Annotated in this window: 21 protein-coding genes and 1 pseudogene; 3 read left to right on the top strand and 19 right to left on the bottom strand. The window is 62.4% G+C overall.

What is annotated here, in order from left to right:
• The first annotated feature begins 19 nt into the window (after window positions 1-19).
• A complete protein-coding gene (locus tag NCS28_RS06180) occupies window positions 20-1,213 on the top strand; it encodes a urate hydroxylase PuuD (protein WP_250512951.1) in 1,194 nt (397 codons plus the stop codon).
• 57 nt (window positions 1,214-1,270) lie between these two features.
• On the opposite strand, the gene ltaE is transcribed toward NCS28_RS06180, so the two are convergent.
• The 17 genes from ltaE to ddpX all read right to left on the bottom strand — a co-directional run bounded on the left by ltaE (window position 1,271) and on the right by ddpX (window position 17,159).
• Complete coding sequence (gene ltaE, locus NCS28_RS06175) at window positions 1,271-2,275, bottom strand: low-specificity L-threonine aldolase (protein ID WP_250512950.1); 1,005 nt, start codon at window positions 2,273-2,275, stop codon at window positions 1,271-1,273.
• Window positions 2,276-2,381: 106 nt separating this feature from the next.
• On the bottom strand, window positions 2,382-2,885 hold the full coding sequence (locus tag NCS28_RS06170) for an ureidoglycolate lyase (RefSeq protein ID WP_250512949.1): 504 nt from the start codon (window positions 2,883-2,885) through the stop codon (window positions 2,382-2,384).
• Window positions 2,885-3,895: an allantoicase gene (gene alc / locus NCS28_RS06165; protein WP_250512948.1), complete on the bottom strand. Its 1,011-nt coding sequence runs from the start codon at window positions 3,893-3,895 to the stop codon at window positions 2,885-2,887. Before alc ends, NCS28_RS06170 begins: the two co-directional genes overlap by 1 nt.
• Window positions 3,896-3,941: 46 nt before the next feature.
• Window positions 3,942-4,466, bottom strand: coding sequence for a 2-oxo-4-hydroxy-4-carboxy-5-ureidoimidazoline decarboxylase (gene uraD / locus NCS28_RS06160; protein ID WP_250512947.1), 525 nt, complete (start codon window positions 4,464-4,466; stop codon window positions 3,942-3,944).
• Window positions 4,463-5,413 carry an allantoinase PuuE gene (puuE, locus tag NCS28_RS06155; protein WP_250512946.1) on the bottom strand — a complete coding sequence of 317 codons (951 nt, stop codon included), beginning with the start codon at window positions 5,411-5,413 and terminating at the stop codon, window positions 4,463-4,465. The genes uraD and puuE overlap by 4 nt, the downstream gene beginning before the upstream one ends.
• 133 nt (window positions 5,414-5,546) lie before the next feature.
• The gene (locus NCS28_RS06150) at window positions 5,547-6,281 is read right to left on the bottom strand and encodes an aspartate/glutamate racemase family protein (RefSeq protein WP_250512945.1); all 735 of its coding nucleotides are present in this window, start codon (window positions 6,279-6,281) and stop codon (window positions 5,547-5,549) included.
• 63 nt (window positions 6,282-6,344) lie between these two features.
• On the bottom strand, window positions 6,345-7,838 hold the full coding sequence (locus NCS28_RS06145) for an NCS1 family nucleobase:cation symporter-1 (RefSeq protein WP_250512944.1): 1,494 nt from the start codon (window positions 7,836-7,838) through the stop codon (window positions 6,345-6,347).
• Window positions 7,839-8,144: 306 nt separating this feature from the next.
• Window positions 8,145-8,891, bottom strand: coding sequence for a GntR family transcriptional regulator (locus NCS28_RS06140; RefSeq protein ID WP_250512943.1), 747 nt, complete (start codon window positions 8,889-8,891; stop codon window positions 8,145-8,147).
• 297 nt (window positions 8,892-9,188) lie between these two features.
• On the bottom strand, window positions 9,189-10,112 hold the full coding sequence (gene ldcA, locus NCS28_RS06135) for a muramoyltetrapeptide carboxypeptidase (protein ID WP_250513070.1): 924 nt from the start codon (window positions 10,110-10,112) through the stop codon (window positions 9,189-9,191).
• Window positions 10,106-10,690, bottom strand: a complete 585-nt coding sequence (tadA, locus tag NCS28_RS06130; RefSeq protein ID WP_250513069.1) for a tRNA adenosine(34) deaminase TadA — start codon at window positions 10,688-10,690, stop codon at window positions 10,106-10,108. Before tadA ends, ldcA begins: the two co-directional genes overlap by 7 nt.
• A gap of 5 nt (window positions 10,691-10,695) precedes the next feature.
• Window positions 10,696-11,088 (bottom strand): DnaJ family domain-containing protein, encoded by a 393-nt coding sequence (locus NCS28_RS06125; RefSeq protein ID WP_250512942.1) that lies wholly within the window; start codon window positions 11,086-11,088, stop codon window positions 10,696-10,698.
• Window positions 11,089-11,373: 285 nt separating this feature from the next.
• Window positions 11,374-12,123, bottom strand: a complete 750-nt coding sequence (locus tag NCS28_RS06120; protein ID WP_250512941.1) for an ABC transporter ATP-binding protein — start codon at window positions 12,121-12,123, stop codon at window positions 11,374-11,376.
• Window positions 12,120-12,980, bottom strand: coding sequence for an ABC transporter ATP-binding protein (locus NCS28_RS06115; protein ID WP_250512940.1), 861 nt, complete (start codon window positions 12,978-12,980; stop codon window positions 12,120-12,122). The genes NCS28_RS06120 and NCS28_RS06115 overlap by 4 nt, the downstream gene beginning before the upstream one ends.
• 1 nt (window position 12,981) lies before the next feature.
• Window positions 12,982-13,893: a nickel transporter permease gene (gene nikC / locus NCS28_RS06110; protein ID WP_250512939.1), complete on the bottom strand. Its 912-nt coding sequence runs from the start codon at window positions 13,891-13,893 to the stop codon at window positions 12,982-12,984.
• Window positions 13,894-13,912: 19 nt separating this feature from the next.
• Complete coding sequence (locus tag NCS28_RS06105) at window positions 13,913-14,980, bottom strand: ABC transporter permease (protein WP_250512938.1); 1,068 nt, start codon at window positions 14,978-14,980, stop codon at window positions 13,913-13,915.
• Window positions 14,977-16,545, bottom strand: a complete 1,569-nt coding sequence (locus NCS28_RS06100; protein WP_250513068.1) for an ABC transporter substrate-binding protein — start codon at window positions 16,543-16,545, stop codon at window positions 14,977-14,979. The genes NCS28_RS06105 and NCS28_RS06100 overlap by 4 nt, the downstream gene beginning before the upstream one ends.
• A 50-nt stretch (window positions 16,546-16,595) precedes the next feature.
• Window positions 16,596-17,159, bottom strand: a complete 564-nt coding sequence (gene ddpX / locus NCS28_RS06095) for a D-alanyl-D-alanine dipeptidase (RefSeq protein WP_250512937.1) — start codon at window positions 17,157-17,159, stop codon at window positions 16,596-16,598.
• A 77-nt stretch (window positions 17,160-17,236) separates the two neighbouring features.
• Here ddpX and NCS28_RS33335 point away from each other — a divergent pair, with 77 nt between their 5' ends.
• Window positions 17,237-17,410: a SymE family type I addiction module toxin gene (locus NCS28_RS33335; protein WP_250512936.1), complete on the top strand. Its 174-nt coding sequence runs from the start codon at window positions 17,237-17,239 to the stop codon at window positions 17,408-17,410.
• A 37-nt stretch (window positions 17,411-17,447) separates the two neighbouring features.
• On the opposite strand, the gene NCS28_RS06085 is transcribed toward NCS28_RS33335, so the two are convergent.
• Window positions 17,448-17,852, bottom strand: a complete 405-nt coding sequence (locus NCS28_RS06085; RefSeq protein ID WP_250512935.1) for an immunity 22 family protein — start codon at window positions 17,850-17,852, stop codon at window positions 17,448-17,450.
• Window positions 17,853-17,871: 19 nt separating this feature from the next.
• Window positions 17,872-20,208 (bottom strand): RHS repeat-associated core domain-containing protein, encoded by a 2,337-nt coding sequence (locus NCS28_RS06080; protein ID WP_502801148.1) that lies wholly within the window; start codon window positions 20,206-20,208, stop codon window positions 17,872-17,874.
• Between NCS28_RS06080 and NCS28_RS06075 the strand changes: the two are divergent.
• A pseudogene (locus tag NCS28_RS06075) lies at window positions 20,110-20,928 on the top strand (AAA family ATPase); the annotation flags it as partial. The gene NCS28_RS06080 and the pseudogene NCS28_RS06075 sit on opposite strands and share 99 nt — an antisense overlap.
• Window positions 20,929-20,932 lie beyond the last annotated feature (4 nt).

Genomic DNA, 20,932 nt, shown 5'->3' with positions numbered 1-20,932 from the left:
ATCGGTAGTGGAGGAGTACATGGAAGGCTTTGTCACCGACTGGCTCAATCTCGTATTGCGCTGTCTGCACGTCATCGTCGCGATCGCGTGGATCGGCGAATCGTTCTATTTCGTCGCGCTCGATAACAGTCTGAAACCGCCCACGGATCCGAATGCGCGCCGTCGCGGCGTATTCGGCGACTTCTGGCACGTCCACGGCGGCGGCTTCTATCACATGCAGAAGTATTCCGTCGCGCCGCAGGACATGCCGGAAAATCTGCACTGGTCGTTCTGGCCGTCGTACACCACGTGGATGTCGGGCTTCGGCCTCTTCTTCGTGCTGTATCTGCTGTCGCCGAGCACGTATCTCATCGACAAGAGCGTGCTCGATATGGGCCCGGTCGTCGCCGTGTCCGCCGCGCTCGGCTTCCTGATGGCCGGCTGGATCGTGTACGACACGCTGTGCCGCCTGCTCGGCACCAACGACAAGCTGCTCGGCATCTGCGTCGGCATCTACGTGCTGATCGCGGCGTTCATCGCGTGCCACGTGTTCGCGGGCCGCGCCGCCTATTTGATCACCGGCGCGATGATCGCGACGATCATGTCGGCGAACGTGTTCTTCGTCATCATTCCGGGCCAGCGCAAGATGGTCGCCGCGATGCTCAAGGGCGAGACGCCGAACGCGATCTACGGCAAGCGTGGCAAGCAGCGCTCCGTGCACAACACGTATTTCACGCTGCCGGTGGTGTTCGCGATGCTGTCGAACCACTACGCGATGACCTACACGCACAAGTTCAACTGGCTGATTCTCGTGCTGATCATGCTCGCGGGCGCGCTCATTCGCCAGTTCTTCGTGATGCGCCATCGCGGCCAGGTGCTGTGGTACATGCCGGTCGCGGGTCTGGTGCTGGTGCTCGGCGCGTTCGCTTGGACGATGCCCGCGCCGAGCGTGCCGGTCGCACAGGCCGCGGGCGCGCCGACGATCAAGGTCGCCGACATTCAGCCGATCATCCAGCAACGTTGCGCGACGTGCCACTCCGCGCATCCGACGATGATGGGCAGCGCGCCCGCCGGCGTGTTGCTCGATACGCCCGCCGAGATCAAGCAGAACGCCCAGCGCGTGCATCAGCAAGCCGTGACGCTGAAGGCGATGCCGCTCGGGAATGTCACGCAAATGACGGATGCCGAGCGTCAGAAAGTGGCGGCGTGGTTTGCGGGCGGCGCCGTCGAATAAGTCTGCCGGTCAGCGCCGCGAAATGCCCCGCTCACGTTCGAGCGGGGCATTTTTCATTCAACGGGCGAAATAGTCTTTCACCGCGCGAATCACCGTGTCGATATCGTCGCGCGACACATCGCGATGCGTGACGAAGCGCGACGCATAAAGCATCTGCGAGAGGATGCCGCGTTCCTTGAGAAACGCTTCGAGCGGCGCGCAATGGGCGTCGGGAATCTGCGCGAAGACCATGTTGGTCGCGTGCGCCAGCACCCTGACCGGCTCGATCTGCGCAAGACCCGCCGCGAGACGCGCAGCGTTGTCATGGTCCTGCGCCAGACTTTCGACGTGGTGATCGAGCGCATAGAGACACGCCGCCGCGAGCAGACCCGACTGACGCATGCCGCCGCCCAGCACCTTGCGCCAACGGCTCGCGACATCGATCAATGCTTTCGATCCGACCAGCACCGAACCGACCGGCGCGCCGAGCCCTTTCGAAAAGCAGATCGACACGCTGTCGAACGGCGCGCACAAATCCTCGACCGGCTTGTCCGACGCCACCGCCGCATTGAACACGCGCGCGCCGTCGAGATGCCTGGACAAACCGCGATCGCGCGCGAGCTGCGTCGCCTTCGCCACGTAATCCGCCGGCAACACCTTTCCGCCGATGGTGTTCTCCAGCGCGAGCAAGCGCGAGCGCGCGAAGTGATTGTCGATCGGCTTGATCGCCGCCTCGATCTTGTCGAGCGGCAAGGAGCCGTCGGGCGCGTTTTCGATCGGCTGCGGCTGAATGCTGCCGAGCACCGCCGCGCCTCCGCCTTCGTATTTATAGGTGTGCGCGGCCTGCCCGACGATGTATTCGTCGCCACGCGCGCAGTGCGCCATCAACGCGGCCAGATTGCTTTGCGTGCCGCTCGGAAAGAAGAGGCCCGCTTCCTTGCCCGTACGTTCGGCAAGCGTGGCCTGAAGGCGGATGACGGTGGGATCGTCGCCCCAGACGTCGTCGCCGACATCGGCGGCCGACATGGCGGCGAGCATGGACTGGCTGGGACGGGTGACGGTATCGCTGCGGAGATCGATCATCGTTGGGTCGGGGTTGTCGTCGGATATGAACTGCTTATCTTAACGCCCCAAAAGCAAAAGGACCGGCCTCAACGCACCGGTCCTTCCCTTGCCCGAAAGAAGCGCCTTAACGCATCGCCTCTTCCGTCAGCCACAGCGATTCCTTCAGATCCTGCTCGTTGAGGTTGTGTCCTTCGCCGCCGCCGCGATCGACGACGATGTAATCGCTCACCTTCCCCAGCGCGAGCAGCGGATGGTGCCACACGCCTTTCGCATAGTTCACGCCCTGCCAGCCGCTCGTGACGAATGCGCGGATCTTCGACTCGTCGAGATCGCCCGCGGGCGCGACGACGACGAGATACGGCCGGTCATCGAGCGGAATGAACGCCTGGCTGCCGAGCGGATGCCGTTCCATCATCTTGCATTCGAACGGCAGCGTGCGCGGCTGGCCGCGAAAGAGATTGACGATCGCATGGCCGCTCTGATCCGTCACGTCCACGTTGCACAGATCGTGAAAGCGGATTGTGGTGCCGAGGTTGATCGGGATCTGCTTCGCGCCATCGAGTTCGATGACATCGCCATAAGGCTTGAACGCAGCGCGCGTCAACGGTTCGATAGCAAGCTTTTTCATTATGCGAGGGTTCCGAAGAGACGAAGACGCGACACGCCGCCGTCCGGATAGATATTGAAGCGCACATGTGTCACCGGGCCGAGCGCCGCCAGTTCCGACTCGAAGAAATGCTGCTTGTCCATCTGCAGCTTCTGCTCGCCGAGCAGCACCGGCCAGAACATGGCCTGCGTCACGAGGGAACTGTCCGTGCCGCCCTTCACGTAAGCCGCCTGCAGCGAGCAGCGATCCGGGAAATTGCCCTTGAAGTGCGCGGTGTCCACTTCGACCTTCTCGATGATGCCCGGCTGCGCCAGCGCGACGATACACCAGTCGTTGCCCGGCTCGCGACGACGACGCGTTTCCCAGCCATCCCCCATGTTCACGCCGCGGCCCGGCATCAGCAGCGTCGATGCGAGACCGAAGTGCTGGTTGTTCGTGCCCACCATGTAAGCGCCGTTTTCCATCGCGCCGAGATCGACGAGCTGGTTGCGGTCCGCGTTGCTCCAGTCGAGCTGTGGCTGGCCGTACACACGCAGACGCGCGATGCCGCCGTCCGGATAGATGTTTACACGCAGATGCGTGAACGGCTGCTCGGCCTTCACGTCGAGATAGTGGTGATGGTTGCCCTGAAGCGTCGTCGACGGGACGATTTCCGTCCATTGCGTCGACTGGTTCGGCGAACCCTCGGCGACATGCGCGCCTTCGATCGACGCCGCCGGCGGGAAGTTGCCGGTGAAGTGGCTCGTGTCCACGTCGATGCCCTTGATCACGCCCGGGCGCGCCAGCTTGACGATGCACCAGTCGTAGCCCGTCGTACGCTTGCGGCGCGTTTCCCAGCCGTCCATCCACTTGCCGTGATCGTCGTACTTGCCGGGAATGAACACCGCCGGCTCCGGGTTCAGCATGCGTTCCTTCGGCGCGAAGAAATCGTCGCTCGCCTCGAGTGCCTGAGCGCCCAGACGCGGGTCCGCGAGGTTCACATAGCGGCGCGTGAATTCGGGCGCGTTGGGATCGAGTGTCGGAATTGCCATTTGTCTTCTTCCTTGCTTTTCGTTCGGTTGTGACGGTTGACGCGGATTACGCGGGCTGGATGAGGTCGTTCAGCCTGAAACGCGCGATCCGGTAAATCTGGTCGAGACTCGTGCGCAGTTCTTCGGCGCGATCGTGATTCACGCGCTCTTCGAAGTTCGCGATGATGCCGTGACGGTCATACCCGCGCACCGCGAGAATGAAGGGAAACCCGAATTTCTCCCGGTATTGCGTGTTGAGCGATTGCAGCCTGTCGAACTCTTCCTGCGTACACAGATCGAGGCCCGCGCCGCTCTGCTCGCGCGTCGATTCGGCCGTCAGTTCGCCGCGCACCGCCGCCTTGCCCGCGAGCTCCGGGTGCGCGTTGATGAGTGCGAGCTGCTTGTCATCGCCCGCGCTTTCGACGATATGCGACATCGCCGCGTGCAACGTGTCGATGTCCTTGAACGGACGCTGTTGCGCCGCCGCTTCCGGCACCCACGGCGAATGTTCGAAGATGCCGGCGAGCACGGTCACGAACGTGTCGGCGGGCATGGTGTTGAGTTGGTCGAGTGTGTATTGCATCGCCTTCATGCCGCCGTCCCGTTGTTGATTTTTTCGAAAGGATGTTGCTCGCGCCAGTGACGCGCGATGTCGACACGCCGCGTGACCCACACGCGATCGTGCTTCTCGATGTGATCGAGGAATTTCTGCAGGCCGCGGAAACGCCCCGGGCGTCCGAGCAGGCGGCAGTGCATGCCGATGGACAGCATCTTCGGCGCTTCGTCGCCCTCTTCGTAGAGCACGTCGAACGCGTCCTTCAGATACGTGAAGAAGTGCTCGCCGGTGTTGAAACCTTGCGGCGTCGCGAAGCGCATGTCGTTCGTGTCGAGCGTGTACGGCACGATCAGATGCGGCTTCTTTTCGCCGCCCGTCACTTCCACTTCGGTCCAGAACGGCAGGTCGTCGCCGTAGTAGTCCGAGTCGTAGAGGAAGCCGCCGTATTCCGCGACCAGCCGATGCGTATTGGGACTGTCGCGCCCGGTGTACCAGCCGAGCGGACGCACGCCCGTCACGCGCTCGATCGCTTCCATGCCGAGGCGCATGTGCTCCGCCTCGCGCTCCGGCGACATGTCCTGATAGTGAATCCAGCGATACCCGTGACACGCGATCTCATGCCCCAGCTCGACGAACGCCTTCGCCAGTTCCGGATGCCGCTCGATCGCCATGCCGACGCCGAAAATCGTCAGCGGCATGCCGCGCTTTTCGAACTCGCGCAGGATGCGCCACACGCCCGCGCGCGAGCCGTATTCGTAAATCGACTCCATGCTCATGTGCCGCGACGGATACGCCGCCGCGCCCACGATTTCCGACAGAAACTGCTCCGAGCCCGGATCGCCGTGCAGCACGCAATTCTCGCCGCCCTCTTCGTAATTGAGCACGAATTGCACGGCGACGCGCGCGCGTCCCGGCCAGTTTGCCTGCACCGGATGGCGGCCGTAGCCGATCAGGTCGCGTGGATATTTCGGATCGAGTGACATGGCGGGCGTTGAGCTCAAGCGTTGAAAAACGGGATTGTTGACGATCCAGTGTAGCTAAAAGACCCGGACGCGCCCATACATCAGGGCAGATAATCCGGGTCACGTCGTCCGTATGTGTCCCTCGGAAATGCCCTCAGCGCGGACTGAAATCCGCCAGCACGCCGTCATACCGTTTCGCGAGCGGACGCGCATAGTCGCCGCGTTTCGCCGTATGAAGCTTCAGTGCGATGAGCGCCTCCGCCCATTTCACCGCCGCCGTCACGCCCTCCACCACCGGCGCGCCGATTGCGTCCTCGACCTCGCGGCAGAACTCCGCCATGCCCGCGCAACCGAGGACGATCGCGTCCGAACCGTCTTCGTCGAGCGCGCGCCGGCATTCGTCGATGATCGTCCGGCGCGCGGGCGAGCCCGGCACGTCGAGTTCGAGCACGGGGACGTCGGTCGCGCGGACGTTCTTGCAGAAGCGCGTCATGCCGTAGCGCTCCGCCAGATGCCAAGCCATGCCGACCGTGCGCTGCAACGTGGTCACGACGGAAAAGCCCGGCGCGATCACGCTCGCCGCGTGCATCGCCGCTTCCGCGATGCCGATCACCGGACCGCGCGCCAGTTCACGCGCGGCGTAGAGGGCCGGATCGCCGAAGCAGGCGATCACGTAACCGTCGAAGCCCTGCTTTTCGCCCGCTTCCACTTCCGCCAGAAGCCCGAGCGACGCGACCGCCTCGTCGTAATAGCCTTCGATGGACGGCGGGCCCATCGTCGGGCTCACGGCGACGATCTCCGTGCCGGGCGCGGCGACCTCGCGGGCGCAGCGGCCCATCGAGTCGGTCATGCGCTGCGTCGTGTTCGGGTTGATCAGTTTGATGCGCATTGCTGTTCTCCACACTGCTTTGGAAGGTTCTCTCAGGTTCTATCGTGTGTTATAGGCGATGCGTCAGACCGGGCGCTTGCGATCCGCGAGAAAGTAGTAGAACACCGCGGCCAGGCCCGCGCCGATGAACCACGAGAAGTTCGCGGCGCCTTCGAGCGACGGCAGCATCACGCAGAGAATCGCGATCACGGCGGCCGGCAGGAGCGCCATCACCGCGCGGCGGTTCACGCCCTTCGTGTACCAGTATTTGCCTTGCTCGGACACCGAGTAGAGATCGTCCACCGCGAGCTTGCCGCGCTTCACGAGATAGAAGTCGAGGATCAGCACGCCGTACAACGGTCCGATGAAGCTGCCGAGGATATCCAGCGTGTAGTGGATCACCGCCGGATTGTTGAACAGGTTCCACGGCGTGATGAAGATCGACGCGGTCGCGGCCATCATGCCGCCCATGCGCCAGCTGATGAGCTTCGGCGCGACGTTGGAGAAGTCGAAGGCCGGCGACACGAAGTTGGCCACGATATTGATGCCGATGGTCGCGATCGTGAAGGTCAGCGCGCCGAGAATCACGGCCGTCGGATGATCGATGCGGCCGACGGTTTCGACCGGATCGGTGATCAGCTGGCCGAACACGGGCAACGTCGCCGCGGTCGTGATGACGGTCACCAGCGAGAACGCCAGGAAGTTGACCGGCAGGCCCCAGAAGTTGCCGCGCTTCACGCTGCGAAAGCTCTTGCAGTAGCGCGAGAAGTCGCCGAAGTTCAGCATCGGACCGGAGAAGTACGACACGACGAGCGAGATCGCGGTGATCATCACGGGAATCACTTCCATGCCGTGATACTTCACGCCGCCCAGATTCAGGCCGATATTCTTGATGCCCGCGCGCCACACCATGTAGCCGGCAAGCAGGAACATCACGACATAGACGGCCGGACCGGCGAAGTCGATGAACTTCTTGATCATCTCCATGCCGCGCCAGAACACGATGGCCTGCAGCACCCAGAGCAGCATGAAGCCCGCCCAGCCGAGCGCCGACAAACCTACGAAGCCGTACTTGTGCACATCGGCGTAAGGCATCAGCGACGGCACGAACTTCAGCACGACGATGACGAGCGCGCTCGAAGCCAGATACGTCTGAATGCCGTACCACGCGACCGCGATGAGCCCGCGAATCACGGCTGGAATGTTCGCGCCGAGCACGCCGAACGTGGCGCGGCACGCGACGGGATACGGCACGCCGGCGACCTGGCTCGGCTTCGCGATCATGTTGCACAGCGCGTTCACCAGGCCGATGCCGATCAGCAGCGACACCAGCACTTGCCAGCTCGTGAGGCCGAGCGCGAAGAGGCTCCCCGCGAACACATAGCCGCCGACGCTATGCACGTCCGACATCCAGAACGCGAAGATGTTGTACGCGCCCCAGGTCTGATTCTTGAGCGGGGCGAGGTCTTCGTTGTAAAGGCGGTCGCTGTAACCGGCGGGCAGATTCGGGTCGTGTCCCGCTGTCTGCTCTTCGTATTGCGGCAGGGCTGAGCTGCCGGGTGCACTGATCTGGGCCATGACGTCTCCTTCATTGGCTGCTTGCGTAAGAAAAAAACTGCAAATGCTGATGTGACGAGCTTCGATCGGATACCTTCGCTGACATGTCGATTCAGCGCGGCATTCTTCGGATTTGCGTTTTCGCCTTGCGGCGACTTTCATCTCACGCTCACTGAGCGTCTTGTTCGATGTGGCCCACGCTGCGGATCATTTGCGCGTGCGACTCTCCGCGCGCCCGGCGCGAGAGCGCAGGGCACGGTCTTCAATTATTTAGTCCTGCTATCTTAAGCCGATGGCGGAATCTGCGATCCGCCCTGTCACTGCTGTCTACGTATCGAGCGCTCTTTCGCGCTCGCCGGGCCTTGTGAATACTTCCTTCAAGTCGACCGCGCCACGCGCCGGCCGCTCCAGCATTTTCAGCTCGACATCGCGCAGATGCCGCGCCATCAGGTCGGCTGCTTTCGCCGCGTCGCCGGCATCGAGTGCGGCGAGAATGTCTTCGTGATCCTCGAACGAGCACGAGCTCTTTCCGAGCGATTCATACAGCGCCGAGATCAGCGTCGAGCGCGCGACGAGTCCCGACAGACATTCGCACAGCACCGTGTTGCCGGTGAGCGCGGCGAGTTCGGTGTGGAACTCGCCGGAGAGTCGGATCCACGACGAAAAATCGTGGCTCTCGAATGCGCGACGTTCCTTGCCGATGGTCGCGCTGATCGACTTAAGCCGACGCATGCCGTGTCCCTGCGCGATTCGCTCCACCACCGCCAACTCGATGATGCGGCGCATCTCGAACACCTCATGCACTTCCTGCAGCGACGGGCTCGCGACGAAAGCCCCGCGATTCGGTTCCAGATCGACGAGCCGCTCGTTCGACAACTGCGCAAGCGCCTGACGGACCGTGCCGCGCTTCACGGCGAACACCTCGCACAGCTGCGCTTCGGTCAGCTTCGCGCCCGGTGCCAGGCGATGCTCGAGGATCGCGGCGCGGATACTTTCGGCGATCGACTCTGCATTCGCCCCGTTCGGAGCGACCGGTGAAGCATCGGATGCAGCGCTAGGTTTGGCGTCGGACATGATGTGCTCGCTTGCATGTTAAGCATCTTAGAATCGACATAAAGATTGTCAACAATTCATTTTAAAAATCGCCGGTGGAAAGCTATTTTGCGCGCGCCGGATGCGGCTTTAGTCTAATGGGAACGGGCCTCTCCGCGAAATTCGCACGTTTTTGTCAGCATTGCCATCACTTTTTTGTCGACAATGTTCGCGACGCGCTTGGGGGCCGGACGTTTCGTTGATGCTATACAAAAAAGACCTTTAGTTGCGGTCTAACTTTAAAACAAGGCGCTCACTGGAGCGCCTTGTTCGTCCATCTCAAGCCAGATGCGGGTAATCGGAGAGCTTCATCGTAAATCCCCGCTCGGTCGCGACGAGATGCGCCGTCGCACCGAAAGGCAGCGTCAGAAGATTTTCGACGTGTCCGAACTGCAACCCTGTCACTACCGGAATGCCGATCACGGATCTGACCTGCTCGATCATCGCGTCGAGCGAGTAACCGTTGTCGTAATCCGAAAGCCGGCCGCCCGAGAATTCGCCCATCACGATCGCCTGCTGACGCCCGAGCATGCCCGACTGATGCAGCTGGTAAATCATCCGCTCGATCCGGAACGGATGCTCGTTCACGTCTTCGATGTAGAGAATGCCGTCGTCGATCGGCGGCATATACGGCGTGCCGACCAGCGACGCCAGAATTGCGAGATTGCCGCCCCAGAGCATGCCGGTCGCGTCCACGGGCTGGCGCTGCGGCGTGTGGCTCGTCACGGTGAAGCTCGAATGCGAGATCGCGTTCCAGAAGTGCTGCATCGTAAACGCGCTCACCTGTTCGGCGCCGAAATCACCCGCGAACATCGGACCGCCGAAGCTCTTCACGCCGGCGTGCGCGAAGAGCGCGCACTGGATCGCCGTGAAATCGCTGTGGCCGACGATCGCGACCGGCTGATCGGCGAGCCGTCGCAAGCCGAGATAATCGAGTCCGTGCAGGATGCGCGACGCGCCATAACCGCCGCGCACCGCAAGGACGACGTCGGGCAACGGGCGCGACGCGTCCGCGAGGCGATTGAGATCGGCCGCGCGCTCGGCGTCGGTGCCGCCGAAGCGCTGAAAGCGCCGCCGCGTCGCTTCGACGTTCTCCAGCCGATGCCCTTCCCTGCGCAATCGCCCGAGAGCGCGTTCCACAGCCGCCGGATCTTGCGGATAGCCGGACGGTGCGACGAGATCGATTGTGCGTGATTTCACGATGTTGTCGTTGGATTCGTTATTGGAGTTATCGGATCAGCTTCGCGCGCTCGGCCCGCATCGCGCTCTTCACGCGCAAGTCGGCGACGCTCGGCAAAAAAATTCTTGAGCGCGTGCCCGCATTCGTCGGCCAGCACGCCGCCCGTCACCCTGGTGTGATGATTGAGCTGCGCATTCGCGAACATGTCGACGACACTGCCGCACGCGCCCGTTTTCGGGTCCGTGGCGCCATAGACGACGCGCGCGATCCGCGCGTGCATGATCGCGCCTGCGCACATCAGGCAGGGTTCGAGCGTCACATAGAGTTCGCAGCCTGGGAGACGGTAGTTCCGGAGCGTTTGAGCGGCGGCGCGCAGCGCGGCCATTTCGGCATGCGCGGACGGATCGTGTCCGCGAATCGGATGATTGAAACCGGTGGCGATGACTTCATCGCCGAGCACGATCACCGCGCCCACGGGCACTTCCCCCGCGCGACGGGCTTCGTCGGCGGCGCGTTGCGCGAGCGCCATGAAACGGCGATCGCGTTCGCTGGAAGGTTCGGCGATGGAAGCGTTCGGCGCGGGATCGGGCGCGTCCGGCATCCCGATCACTTGGCCTCCACCGCCACGCGCGACTGTGCGCGCTCGGAGAGCCGCTCGGCGATGCGCCGGCGGTATTCGTGCGGCACGCAGCCGCCGCCGCGCAGCGATTCGAGCGCCATGTCGAGCGCGAGCATCTTGGCTTGCAACTGGCAACGGGCCGCGGGATCCGTCACCTTGTCGAACTCTTCCTGAAGCCCGCGCAGCGCGCGAAGCTGTTCGACGGCGGGCGGGACGAAGCCCGCATTCTTCAGGATTCGATTGGCGACACGCACTTCCTCGGGCACGAGGACGTCGTCGTCGAAGTGCAGCGGAACGCCCGCGCCCGGCAGGTTGTTGAACTCGCCACGTGCAGCGGCTTCGTTGATCCGCTGTTCGACCAAAGCATCTAGCAATTTCATCGGGGATTACGACCGGCTTTCACCCGCGAACGGGCGCGGTCTGTCACGATTTCCGTTGGTTAGCTCGAAGTCGGAAGGCAGCCGGAAAACCACGCTCGCGCGTTGTTCGGCACGTCTCGACAATCCAAACACTATTCTATCAGCGGCGGCTGAGGGGTTTTCGCGCAACGCACGCCTGTTCGCGGCGCTTCACCGTATACGGGGCTTATCGCGGTTCGTATGCGTCGTTTGCGCAACATGCGTTGACTGCCTTGTGGCAACTGTGCTTGTACGATGACTAGCCGCCTACCCGCGCTCCAGCCGCGCGGCGCTCTCGCGCGTGTATCCTTGCGTCGCGAGCAAAAGCCGCCGCGTGTATCCGTGCGCGACATCGTGCGAGCGCACCGCATCGACGCCCAATTGCTCGACGATCTCGCCGTTGCGCATCACCGCGACGCGCTGACAAAGAAAGCCGACCACCGCGAGGTTATGGCTCACGAGGATCATCGTCAGCTTATGCTCGCGATGCAGACGCCGCAGCAGGTTCAGAATCTCGGCCTGCACGGAGACGTCGAGCGCGGATGTCGGCTCGTCCAGCAGCAGGACGCGCGGCTCGACGATCAGCGCCCGCGCAATCGACACGCGCTGACGCTGTCCGCCCGACAACTGATGCGGATAGCGAAAGCGGAACGCCGCGCCGAGACCGACTTCGGCGAGCGCATCGAGGATGCGCGCATCTTCGTCGCCGATTCCGTTGATCGCGAGCGGCTCGCGCAAGGTCTTGTCGACGGTGAAGCGCGGATGCAGCGCGCCGTACGGATCCTGAAACACCATCTGCACGTCGCGCCTCACGGGACGCGAACCGATGCGTATGCTGCCGTCCGCGAGCGGCGTCAGTCCGGCGAGCGCGCGCAAGAGCGTCGACTTGCCGCTGCCCGATTCGCCGACGAGCCCGAAGACTTCGCCCTCTTGCACGCGCAAGGAAACGTCGCGCACGGCGTCGACGTGGCCGGTCTTCGTCTTGAAGCGGATGCTCGCGCGCTCGATGTCGATCATCGCGCGGTCCTTTCGTCGAGCCACGCCGGATCGCGGCGCAAGACCGGCAATTCGTCGGGCGGATTGTCGAGCGGCGGATTTGCTTCGAGCAGCCCGCGCGTGTACGGATGCGTCGCGTGCGCGAGATCGCGCGCGGCGCACGTCTCGACCACGCGTCCGCCATACATCACCGCGACGCGATCGCAGAACGACATCACGAGCGGCAGATCGTGGCTGATGAACACGAGCCCGGTGTCGTGGCGTTCGATCATCTCGTCGAGCACCGCGAGCACCTGCATCGACACGAGCACGTCGAGCGCGCTCGTGGGTTCGTCGGCGATGAGAAGGCGCGGGCCGGAAGAGACCATCATCGCGATCATCACGCGCTGGCCCATGCCGCCCGAAAGTTCATGTGGATAGGCATCAGCGACGCGCTGCGGATCGCGGATATGCACCGCTTCCAGCGCCGCGACGATGCGCTCGCGCAGCGTGCGCCGGCTCTCTTTAACGTCTTGCCGCACGAAGGTTTCGCGCATCTGCTGCGCGACGGTCATCACCGGATTGAGCGAAAACTTCGGGTCTTGCAGGATCATGCTCATGCGTGTGCCGCACAGGCGCCGGCGCTCGTTCGGGCGCATTGCGAGCAGGTCGCGGTCTTCGAAGCGCAGCGCCTTCGCCGACCATTCCGCCTCGGGCGGCAGAAGCCCGAGCAGCGCGCGTCCCGTCAGCGATTTGCCCGATCCCGATTCCCCGACGATCCCGAGCCGCTCGCCCCGCCGCACCGTCAGCGACACGCCGCGCACCGCCGGCACGAGCACGCCGTCGTGACCCGCGAAGGCCACTTCGAGTCCGTCGATCTGCGCGAGCACGTCCGACATGTCAGCCTCCATGGCGCGGATCGAAGACGTCGCGCAGACCGTCGCCGAGCAGGTTGAAAGCAAGGCTCACCGCGAGGATCGCGAGGCCGGGAATCGTCGCGACCCACCATGCATCGAGCAGCACATTGCGGCCCGACGCAACCATGTAGCCCCATTCCGGGCTCGGTGGTTGCGCACCCAGCCCGAGAAACCCGAGACCCGCGACGGCGAGAATGATGCCGGCCATGTCGAGCGTCGCGCGCACGATCACCGACGACGAGCACAGCGGCACGATATAGCGCAGCAGAATGCGCGGATGCGATGCCCCTTGCAGACGCGCCGCGTGGATGTAATCGGCCTGCGCGAGCCGCAGCGATTCCGCGCGCGCGAGACGCGCATACGGCGGCCATGCGGTGATCGACAGCGCGATCACCGCGTTGAGTACGCCCGGCCCGAGCGCCGCGGCGAACGCGAGCGCGAGCACGATCTTCGGGAACGCGAGCGCGACATCGGTCACGCGCATCAGCACCGTATCGATGATGCCGCCGCAATAGCCCGCCACCGTGCCGATCGCGAGGCCGACCGGCACCACGAGCACGACGACGAGCACGGCGATGGCCAGCGTCAGACGCGAGCCGTGCACGAGCCGCGAGAGGATGTCGCGGCCGAGCTGATCGGTGCCGAACCAGTGCGCCGCGCCCGGCGGCGTGAGACGTTCGGCGAGCACTTGCTGCAACGGATCTTGCGCGACGAGCATCGGCCCGACCGCCGCGACCACGACGAGCAACAGCAGAATCGCGAGCCCGAGCATGCTCAAAGGATTCGACGAGAACCGCCGCCACCGCCGATATGCTCGGCCGAGCGCGGCCTGACGTGGCGACGCGGGCGTATCGGTGAGCAGCCACGTGCGCAAGCCCGTTCGCGCCGGTTTCATCTGCGCAAAGTCCTCCATGTCAGCGCGTGCGCGGATCGAACACGCGGTAGAGCGCGTCGGTCAAAAGATTGAGCGCGATGAACGTCGCGCCGATCACGAGCGTGCTGCCGAGCACGGCGTTCATGTCGGCATTGAGCAACGCGCCCGTCAGATACGAACCGATGCCCGGCCACGCGAACACGATCTCGGTCAGCACCGAACCTTCGAGCAGATAGCTGTACGCGAGCGCGATCACCGTCAGAAGCGGCACGGCGATATTGCCGAACGCATGCCGCCAGATCACGCGGCGTTCGGGCAGGCCTTTGGCACGCGCGGTCGTCACGTATTCCTGGCTCAGTTGTTCGAGCATGAACGAGCGCGTCATGCGCGACAGATACGCGATCGAATAAAACGCGAGCACGCTCGCCGGCAGCGCGATATGAGAGAACGCGTTCCTGAAGACATCCCATTCGCCGGCGACGAGCGAGTCGATCAGCAGACTGCCCGTGCGCGTGTCGACCATGCCGTCGTAGACCGGATCGATGCGCCCCGGCCCCGATACCCAATGCAGCCGCGCATAGAATAGCAGGAGGCCCATCAGCGCGAGCCAGAAAACCGGCACCGAACTGCCCGCGAGCCCGATCACGCGCGCAATGTGATCGACGATGCGATTGTGCTTCACCGCCGCCGCGACGCCGAGCGGCACGCCGATCGCGATGCCGATGAACGTCGAGAGCGTCGCGAGTTCCAGCGTCGCGGGAAAGACGCGTTTGATGTCGTCGAGCACCGGATTGGCCGTCAGCAACGAGATGCCGAGATTGCCGTGCAACACGTCGCGCGCGTAGACCACGAATTGATCGATGAGCGGCTTGTCGAGCCCGAGCCTCAAACGCGCGGCGGCATAAGCGCCCGCGGACGCGCGATCGCCGAGAATCGCGAGCACCGGATCGATCGGAATCTTGCGGCCGATGAAGAACGTGATCGCGAGCAGCCCCGTGAACGTGATGACGAGCATCGCGATCCAGCGCACGAGCGCCAGCGCAATGCGCACGCCGCGCCGATGCGCGCTCACCGCACGCACGCGATCGATGAACGTGACCGTGCTCACTGCTTCCTGATGTCGCGGTACGACACGAGATCGTTGATCGGCCCGACTTCCAGACCGGTCACGCCGGGACGCGCCGCCACCTGCGACACCTTCTGGAACATGATCACGAACGGCGACTTCGAGAGCACTTCACGCTGCATTTTCTCGTAGAGCTGGGCGCGCTTTTTCGTATCGCTTTCGGCGAGCGCCGCGTTGGTTTCTTTCGTGAGTTGCGGAATGTCCCATGCGTTGCGCCACGCGAGCATCTTGTAGCTCGATGCATCCGAGTTGTCCGGGTTCCACACGAAACCCTGCGCGTTGCTGTGCGGATCGATGTAATCCGCCGACCATTCGCCGATATAGATATCGTGCGCGCGAGCCCGATAGCGTCCGAGCGTCTGCTTGTTATCGCTCGGCATGAGCTGCACCTTGATGTTGGCGAGCGCGAGATTCGCCTGCACCGCCTGCGCGATCTCGCTGTACGGGTAGTCGTTGCGCACGTCCATCTTCACGGTGAACCCGTTCGCCAAGCCGGCTTTCGCGAGGAGCGCCTTCGCCTTCGCGACATCCTGGTGATACGGGTTCTCGTTCAGCGCGCCGAGAAAGCCTTCGGGCAGAAACGTCTCGTGGACCTTGTAGGTCGTGCGGATCACGTTTTTCTGGATGCCCTGATAGTCGATCAGCCACTTCATCGCTTCCCAGACTTCGGGCTTCGCGAGATTCGGATTCTTGTTGTTGAGGCCGAGATACATGAGCGTCGCCTGCGGCACGGCCGTCGCCTTGATGACGCCGCTCTTCGAGAGCGTATCGAGATCGTCGGGGCTCAGATCGCGTGCGACGTCGATGTCGCCGTTCTGGATCATGAGGCGCTGGCTCGCCGCCTCGGTCACGTGACGCAGCACGATGCGCTTCATCGCGAGCGGAATGCGATAGCCCTCGAAACGCTGCAGCACGATGCTGTCGTTCGCGGTCCACTTCACGAGCTTGTAGGCGCCCGAGCCCGCTTCGCTGGTCTTGAGCCACTCGTTGCCGTAGTCGTTGCCCTTCGCGTGCGATTCGACGAGCTTGCGATCCACCACCGACGCCGGCCACGAGCCGAGCACGTTCAGCACGAACGTCGGCGCGTAACGTTGATCGGTCGTGACGGAGACGCTCGTATCGTCGATCTTCTTCACGTTCTGCAGCGCGTTCGCCTTGGTGAGGCCGATGCCCGCGAGCACCGCCGCCGCGCCCTTGTCGAGCAGCGCGGTGCGTTGAATCGACCAGGCGACGTCGTCGGCCGTGAGCGGGTTGCCGGAGTGGAACTTGAGGCCCGGGCGGATCTTGAACGTGAACGTGAGGCCGTCCTGACTCACTTTCCAGGACTCGGCGACGTCGCCATTGAATTTCGACGGATCTTTCAGGTCGACGCGCACCAGCCGGTCATACGTGTTCGCGACGTATTCCTCCGGCACCAGTTCGTAGATTTCGCCGGGATCGAGCGAGGTGAATTCATCGAGCAGCGTCGCCATGACGAACATGTCCTTCGGCGTGGCCGCCTGCGCGCTTTGCAAGCCGGTGAATGCCGTCAGCGCCGAGGCGAGCATGACCGCCGCCAATGCCTTTTTCATGTGATGTCGTCCTGTTGGTGTCGGGTTCACATCAGCCGCAGCGGGCCGCTTTCTTCGTTGTCGATCAGAGCAAGTTCGCGCGAGCCTGGCAATTCGTAATGCCACCACTCGCTTTTGATGTGCGTGAAGCCCGCGCCGTGCATCACGCCGAGCAACAGCGTTCGATTGCGCTGAACGTGCTCCGGCAGGCCGAAGTGGAAATGCTCGGATTCGACGACCATCGCGTCGAATCCGGTGCCCATGTCGAGCGCGTTGCCATCGCGATCGACGAGCGTCAGGTCGACTGCCGTGCCGCGGCTATGGTTCGAGCCGCGGCCGAGTTCGGCAATGAAGGTCGGATCGGGCAGGAAGTCCCACAGCACTTTTTGCGCTTGCGGCGGACGATAGGCGTCGAAGATCCGCAGCGTCATGCCGATGCTGCGTGCGATATCGACGGCCTTTCTTAGCGCGGCTTCGGCGGGTTCCAGCAGCAGGCAATGCTGCGCCTTGTAGATCGGCTTGCCGGTGAAGTTGCGATCCGTCGCGTAGACGAGATCGATCTGGACGTAGTGCGTTTCGGGCGTGATGTGCAGCAGGCGGGACCGGGTCATGTAAGCGATTCGTATCGATTTATTCCGATACACGCACCTTAACGCGTTAGAAAAATCCGCGAAACCCTTTCTTTCGGGTGGTATCGCGGGCTCACGATGCGAGCGGCCAGCGACCGCCTAAACGCAAGTCTTCGCCCTATGTCCCGTGGATTCGCCTCGCCGGGCGATGGCTTGAACATGCTGGCTTCGCACCGGGACAGCGCGTGAAGGTCAATGTTGAACAGGGGCGGCTTGTGATTACCGTCGAGTAAGAACCAAGGGCCGCTTTTGCAACGGCCCTTGGTTATTTTACCCTTCGAACACCCCTATATATTTCAGCCCATTGAAATTAGTTTTATGCGGCTGAGGAACAGTAAATTCCGGCTCCGAATAGCAAAAAATTGCATTTGCCTTATCAATACCCAACCTAGAGCATTGTTCTTTTATTTTCTCTTTTTCTCCTGAACGGACAGGCGCCTCACTTAATAGCATATCCAAATCGACCTCTTTACCAAGGCGCGGAATGATACTAATGTAATCCTCGTCGTACCAGTCAATCGCCACATCAAGGCAAAATTGACACCGCTTGTAGTTAGGATGATCGAAATCGCCTTGCGTTGAATAATCCAACTCGAAATATGACAGATACTCTTCCTCGCTTATGAACGAAGTACCGATCCACAGGTGACATTTAAATGCCAATTCATCATTCATTTGAATATTTCCCTCAAAACTATTTAATGTGAGCCGCATTCATTGCGGAAATAATGCCTAAAGCTTCTGCCTTACTCGTCGCATTCTTGAGTTTAGCTATAAGCTGATTGTGAAAATGTCGGCCTGCGCTAGAGCAATGATGGCCACCATCCGAAATAGTGTTTCCGTCATTATCCTTGACCCCAGTAAATGTAATATCCTTCGTTGGCCTCGTCATACTCAGCAATTCTTCGGCTGAAAAACCCAATTCTTTTGCTTTGGGTGCCAATGACACAGGGAAAAACTCGTGCATTCCACCGCTTCCTCTTAATGCTGCAGAAACAGAAGTTTTATTATCCATAACGTCTTTGATAGAGGCTTTGTTAAACCAATCAGCAAACTTTCCATGCTCCCATGGAGCTAGACCAAGCGGATCAGTCCATCCAAAGGTATTAGGAGCGAAGCGATATACGTTGAAGCCGCCGTTCAGCCCGATGGGGTCTTGCGAGATGAACTGCCCGGTGCGCGGATCAAAGTATCTGAAGCGGTTGTAATGCAGATTGGATTCAGCGTCATGATACTGTCCCTGCAACCGAATCGGCTGTTCGACTCTTCTCGCCTCTAAAAAGTCGACCTTCCCAGTGACGCTGTAATGCGCTTCCCAAACAACGTTACCGCTTTCGTTTCGTAGGCGCACCGGCGCCCCATTGGGCTCATTCTCGTAGAAGTACAGCCGCGTTTCAAGCACCGAATCGGAAGCCCGATCATCAGCCACCGATTCAAGCGCCAGCATCGCCAGCGGCTCGAAGCTATCTTGACGATACGCATAGAAGCATCCCCGCGCAGTTCCCGTCTCGCGCGTCGCCTCGCCCACCATCACATCGCCGTCCCAAAGGAACCACGTGTGCGATTCCGGCGCCTCACAAACGACGCGCTCCCGCCCACCACCCAGCGCCAGCTTGCCGATACGCCGCCCCAACGCGTCGTACCGGTACACCCACCGCTCGTTCTTCGTGTTCTCGAAACGCGCCAGCCGCCCGAACGCATCCCACTCGAAGCGCTGCACCCCGGTTTCCGTATCGTGGCGATCCACCAACTGGCCCGCCGCATCGAGCCACCAGCGCGCGCCATCGGCGTGTTGCAACTGCCTGCCTTGCGCATCCTCGCGCTCGGTCCTGAAACGGTCGCCTTGCGCATCGTAGGCAAAGATCTGCAGGCGCCCCGCCGGGTCCGTATGCGCGATGATGCGGCCCAGCGGATCGTAGCGATAACGGTCCTCGCCCAACCGCGCATCGCTGCGCGTGACTAAATTGCCGCTGACGTCATAGCCATACGCGACCTGTTGCTCGCGATGCCCCGCGCGTCGCGTCGCCTGTCGCGCGAGCCGCCCCGCGCGGTCGTACTCGAACACGCTCTCCAGCCCCGGCGCGAAACTGATGCCGCCCAGCCGCTGTGCTAGATCGCGCGTGAATCGGATCGGCTCGTGATCATCGATTTGCAGCGTCTTCGATTGGCCCAGCGCGTCGTACTCATAGCTGAGTGTTTGCCGATAGGCCGACGCAGCCGACAACAACATCTCGCGCTGCTGCGTCTGAAGTTGACCCATGGCATCGTATTCGCACGCAATCGTGCCGAGCATCTCGCCCTGGCCTTGCATTTCGCGCATGAGCCGACCATCGGCGTCGTAGCTTCGTTCAACCTTGCCGTGCGCGTTGCTCGCCTCGATCAGTTGGCCGCGGCGGTTGTAGACGTACTGTTCCGCTTCGTCCTCGCGTGTGCTCCTGCGTGTGATACGCCCGAGCGCATCGCATTCGATAGCCAGCACCCGTCCCAGTGGATCGATGCATTGCCTCAGATGCCCCGCGGCATCGTAACCGTAATGTCGCGATTGCCCCCAGTAATCCACTTCCTCGACAAGCCGCCCCACAGCGTCTCGCCTGAGTTGCCACTTCTGCCCGAGCGGATTGCTCACGCCGATCAACTGCTCTTCGGTGTCGTAGTGATAGCGCGTGACGGTGCCGTCCGGATCGGTGCGCGTGTGCAGTTGGCCTTGCCCGTAGTACGTGAAGCTTGTCTTTCGACCGGCCTCGTCCACGTAACCGATGAGATTGTCTTCGCCGTCATACTCGCAACTCACGTCACGCGCGCCCGGTAACGCACAGCGCAGCAAGCGGTCCTTGGCATCCCAGACGTACTTCGTCGGCTCCTCTCCCGGCGATTCACGGCACAGCAGGTTGCCGCGCGCATCGTGCGTGAAGCGCGTGCTGCGTCCGAGGTTATCGGAAAGACGGAGACGGCGCTCGCCCTCGCCGAAGCGCTCTATGGCGGCGAGCAGAATCTCATCACGATCAACATGAGCGAGTATCAGGAGGCCCATACTGTCTCCGGCCTCAAGGGTGCGCCGCCAGGCTATGTCGGTTATGGCGAAGGCGGCGTCCTGACCGAAGCGGTGCGGCGTCGTCCCTACTCGGTCGTCTTGCTCGACGAGATCGAAAAGGCGCACCGCGACGTGCACGAAGTCTTCTTTCAGGTCTTCGACAAGGGCTACATGGAAGACGGCGATGGCCGCTACATCGACTTCCGTAACACGACGATCCTGCTGACCACCAACGCCGCCGCCGATCTCACGGTCAGCCTGTGCGCCGACGCGGCGCTAGCCCCCGATCAAGACGCCTTGCGCGCCGCGATCGCGCCCGAGTTGCTCAAGACATTTCCCGCGGCGTTTCTCGGCCGCGTGACGACCGTGCCGTATCGCCCGCTCGCGCACGAATCGCTTGCGAGCATCGTGCGGCTGCATCTGGAGCGTGTCGCGCATCGCATGGTCGACGCGCACGGTATCGTCCTCGCCTATGGCGACAGCCTCGTCGACTACATCGTCTCACGGTGTCTCGTGCAGGAGACCGGCGCGCGCGTGCTGATCGGCTTCATCGAACAGCATGTGCTGCCGCGCCTTTCCGCAGTCTGGCTCGATGCCGTCACGCAAAAGCGTTCGATCAGGCGAATCGACATCGCAATTTCAGATGCGCAGGCGGCGCCATCGAGTGCAATCGAGCTCGTAATCGAGCTCGCAATCGCTGCGACACACGCGGTTCACTAACATT

It is taken from the genome of Caballeronia sp. INDeC2, assembly GCF_023631325.1.
In the GTDB taxonomy this organism is placed as follows: domain Bacteria; phylum Pseudomonadota; class Gammaproteobacteria; order Burkholderiales; family Burkholderiaceae; genus Caballeronia.
Note: the sequence above shows the minus strand (reverse complement) of the source record. Positions and strands in the feature narration are given on the sequence as shown.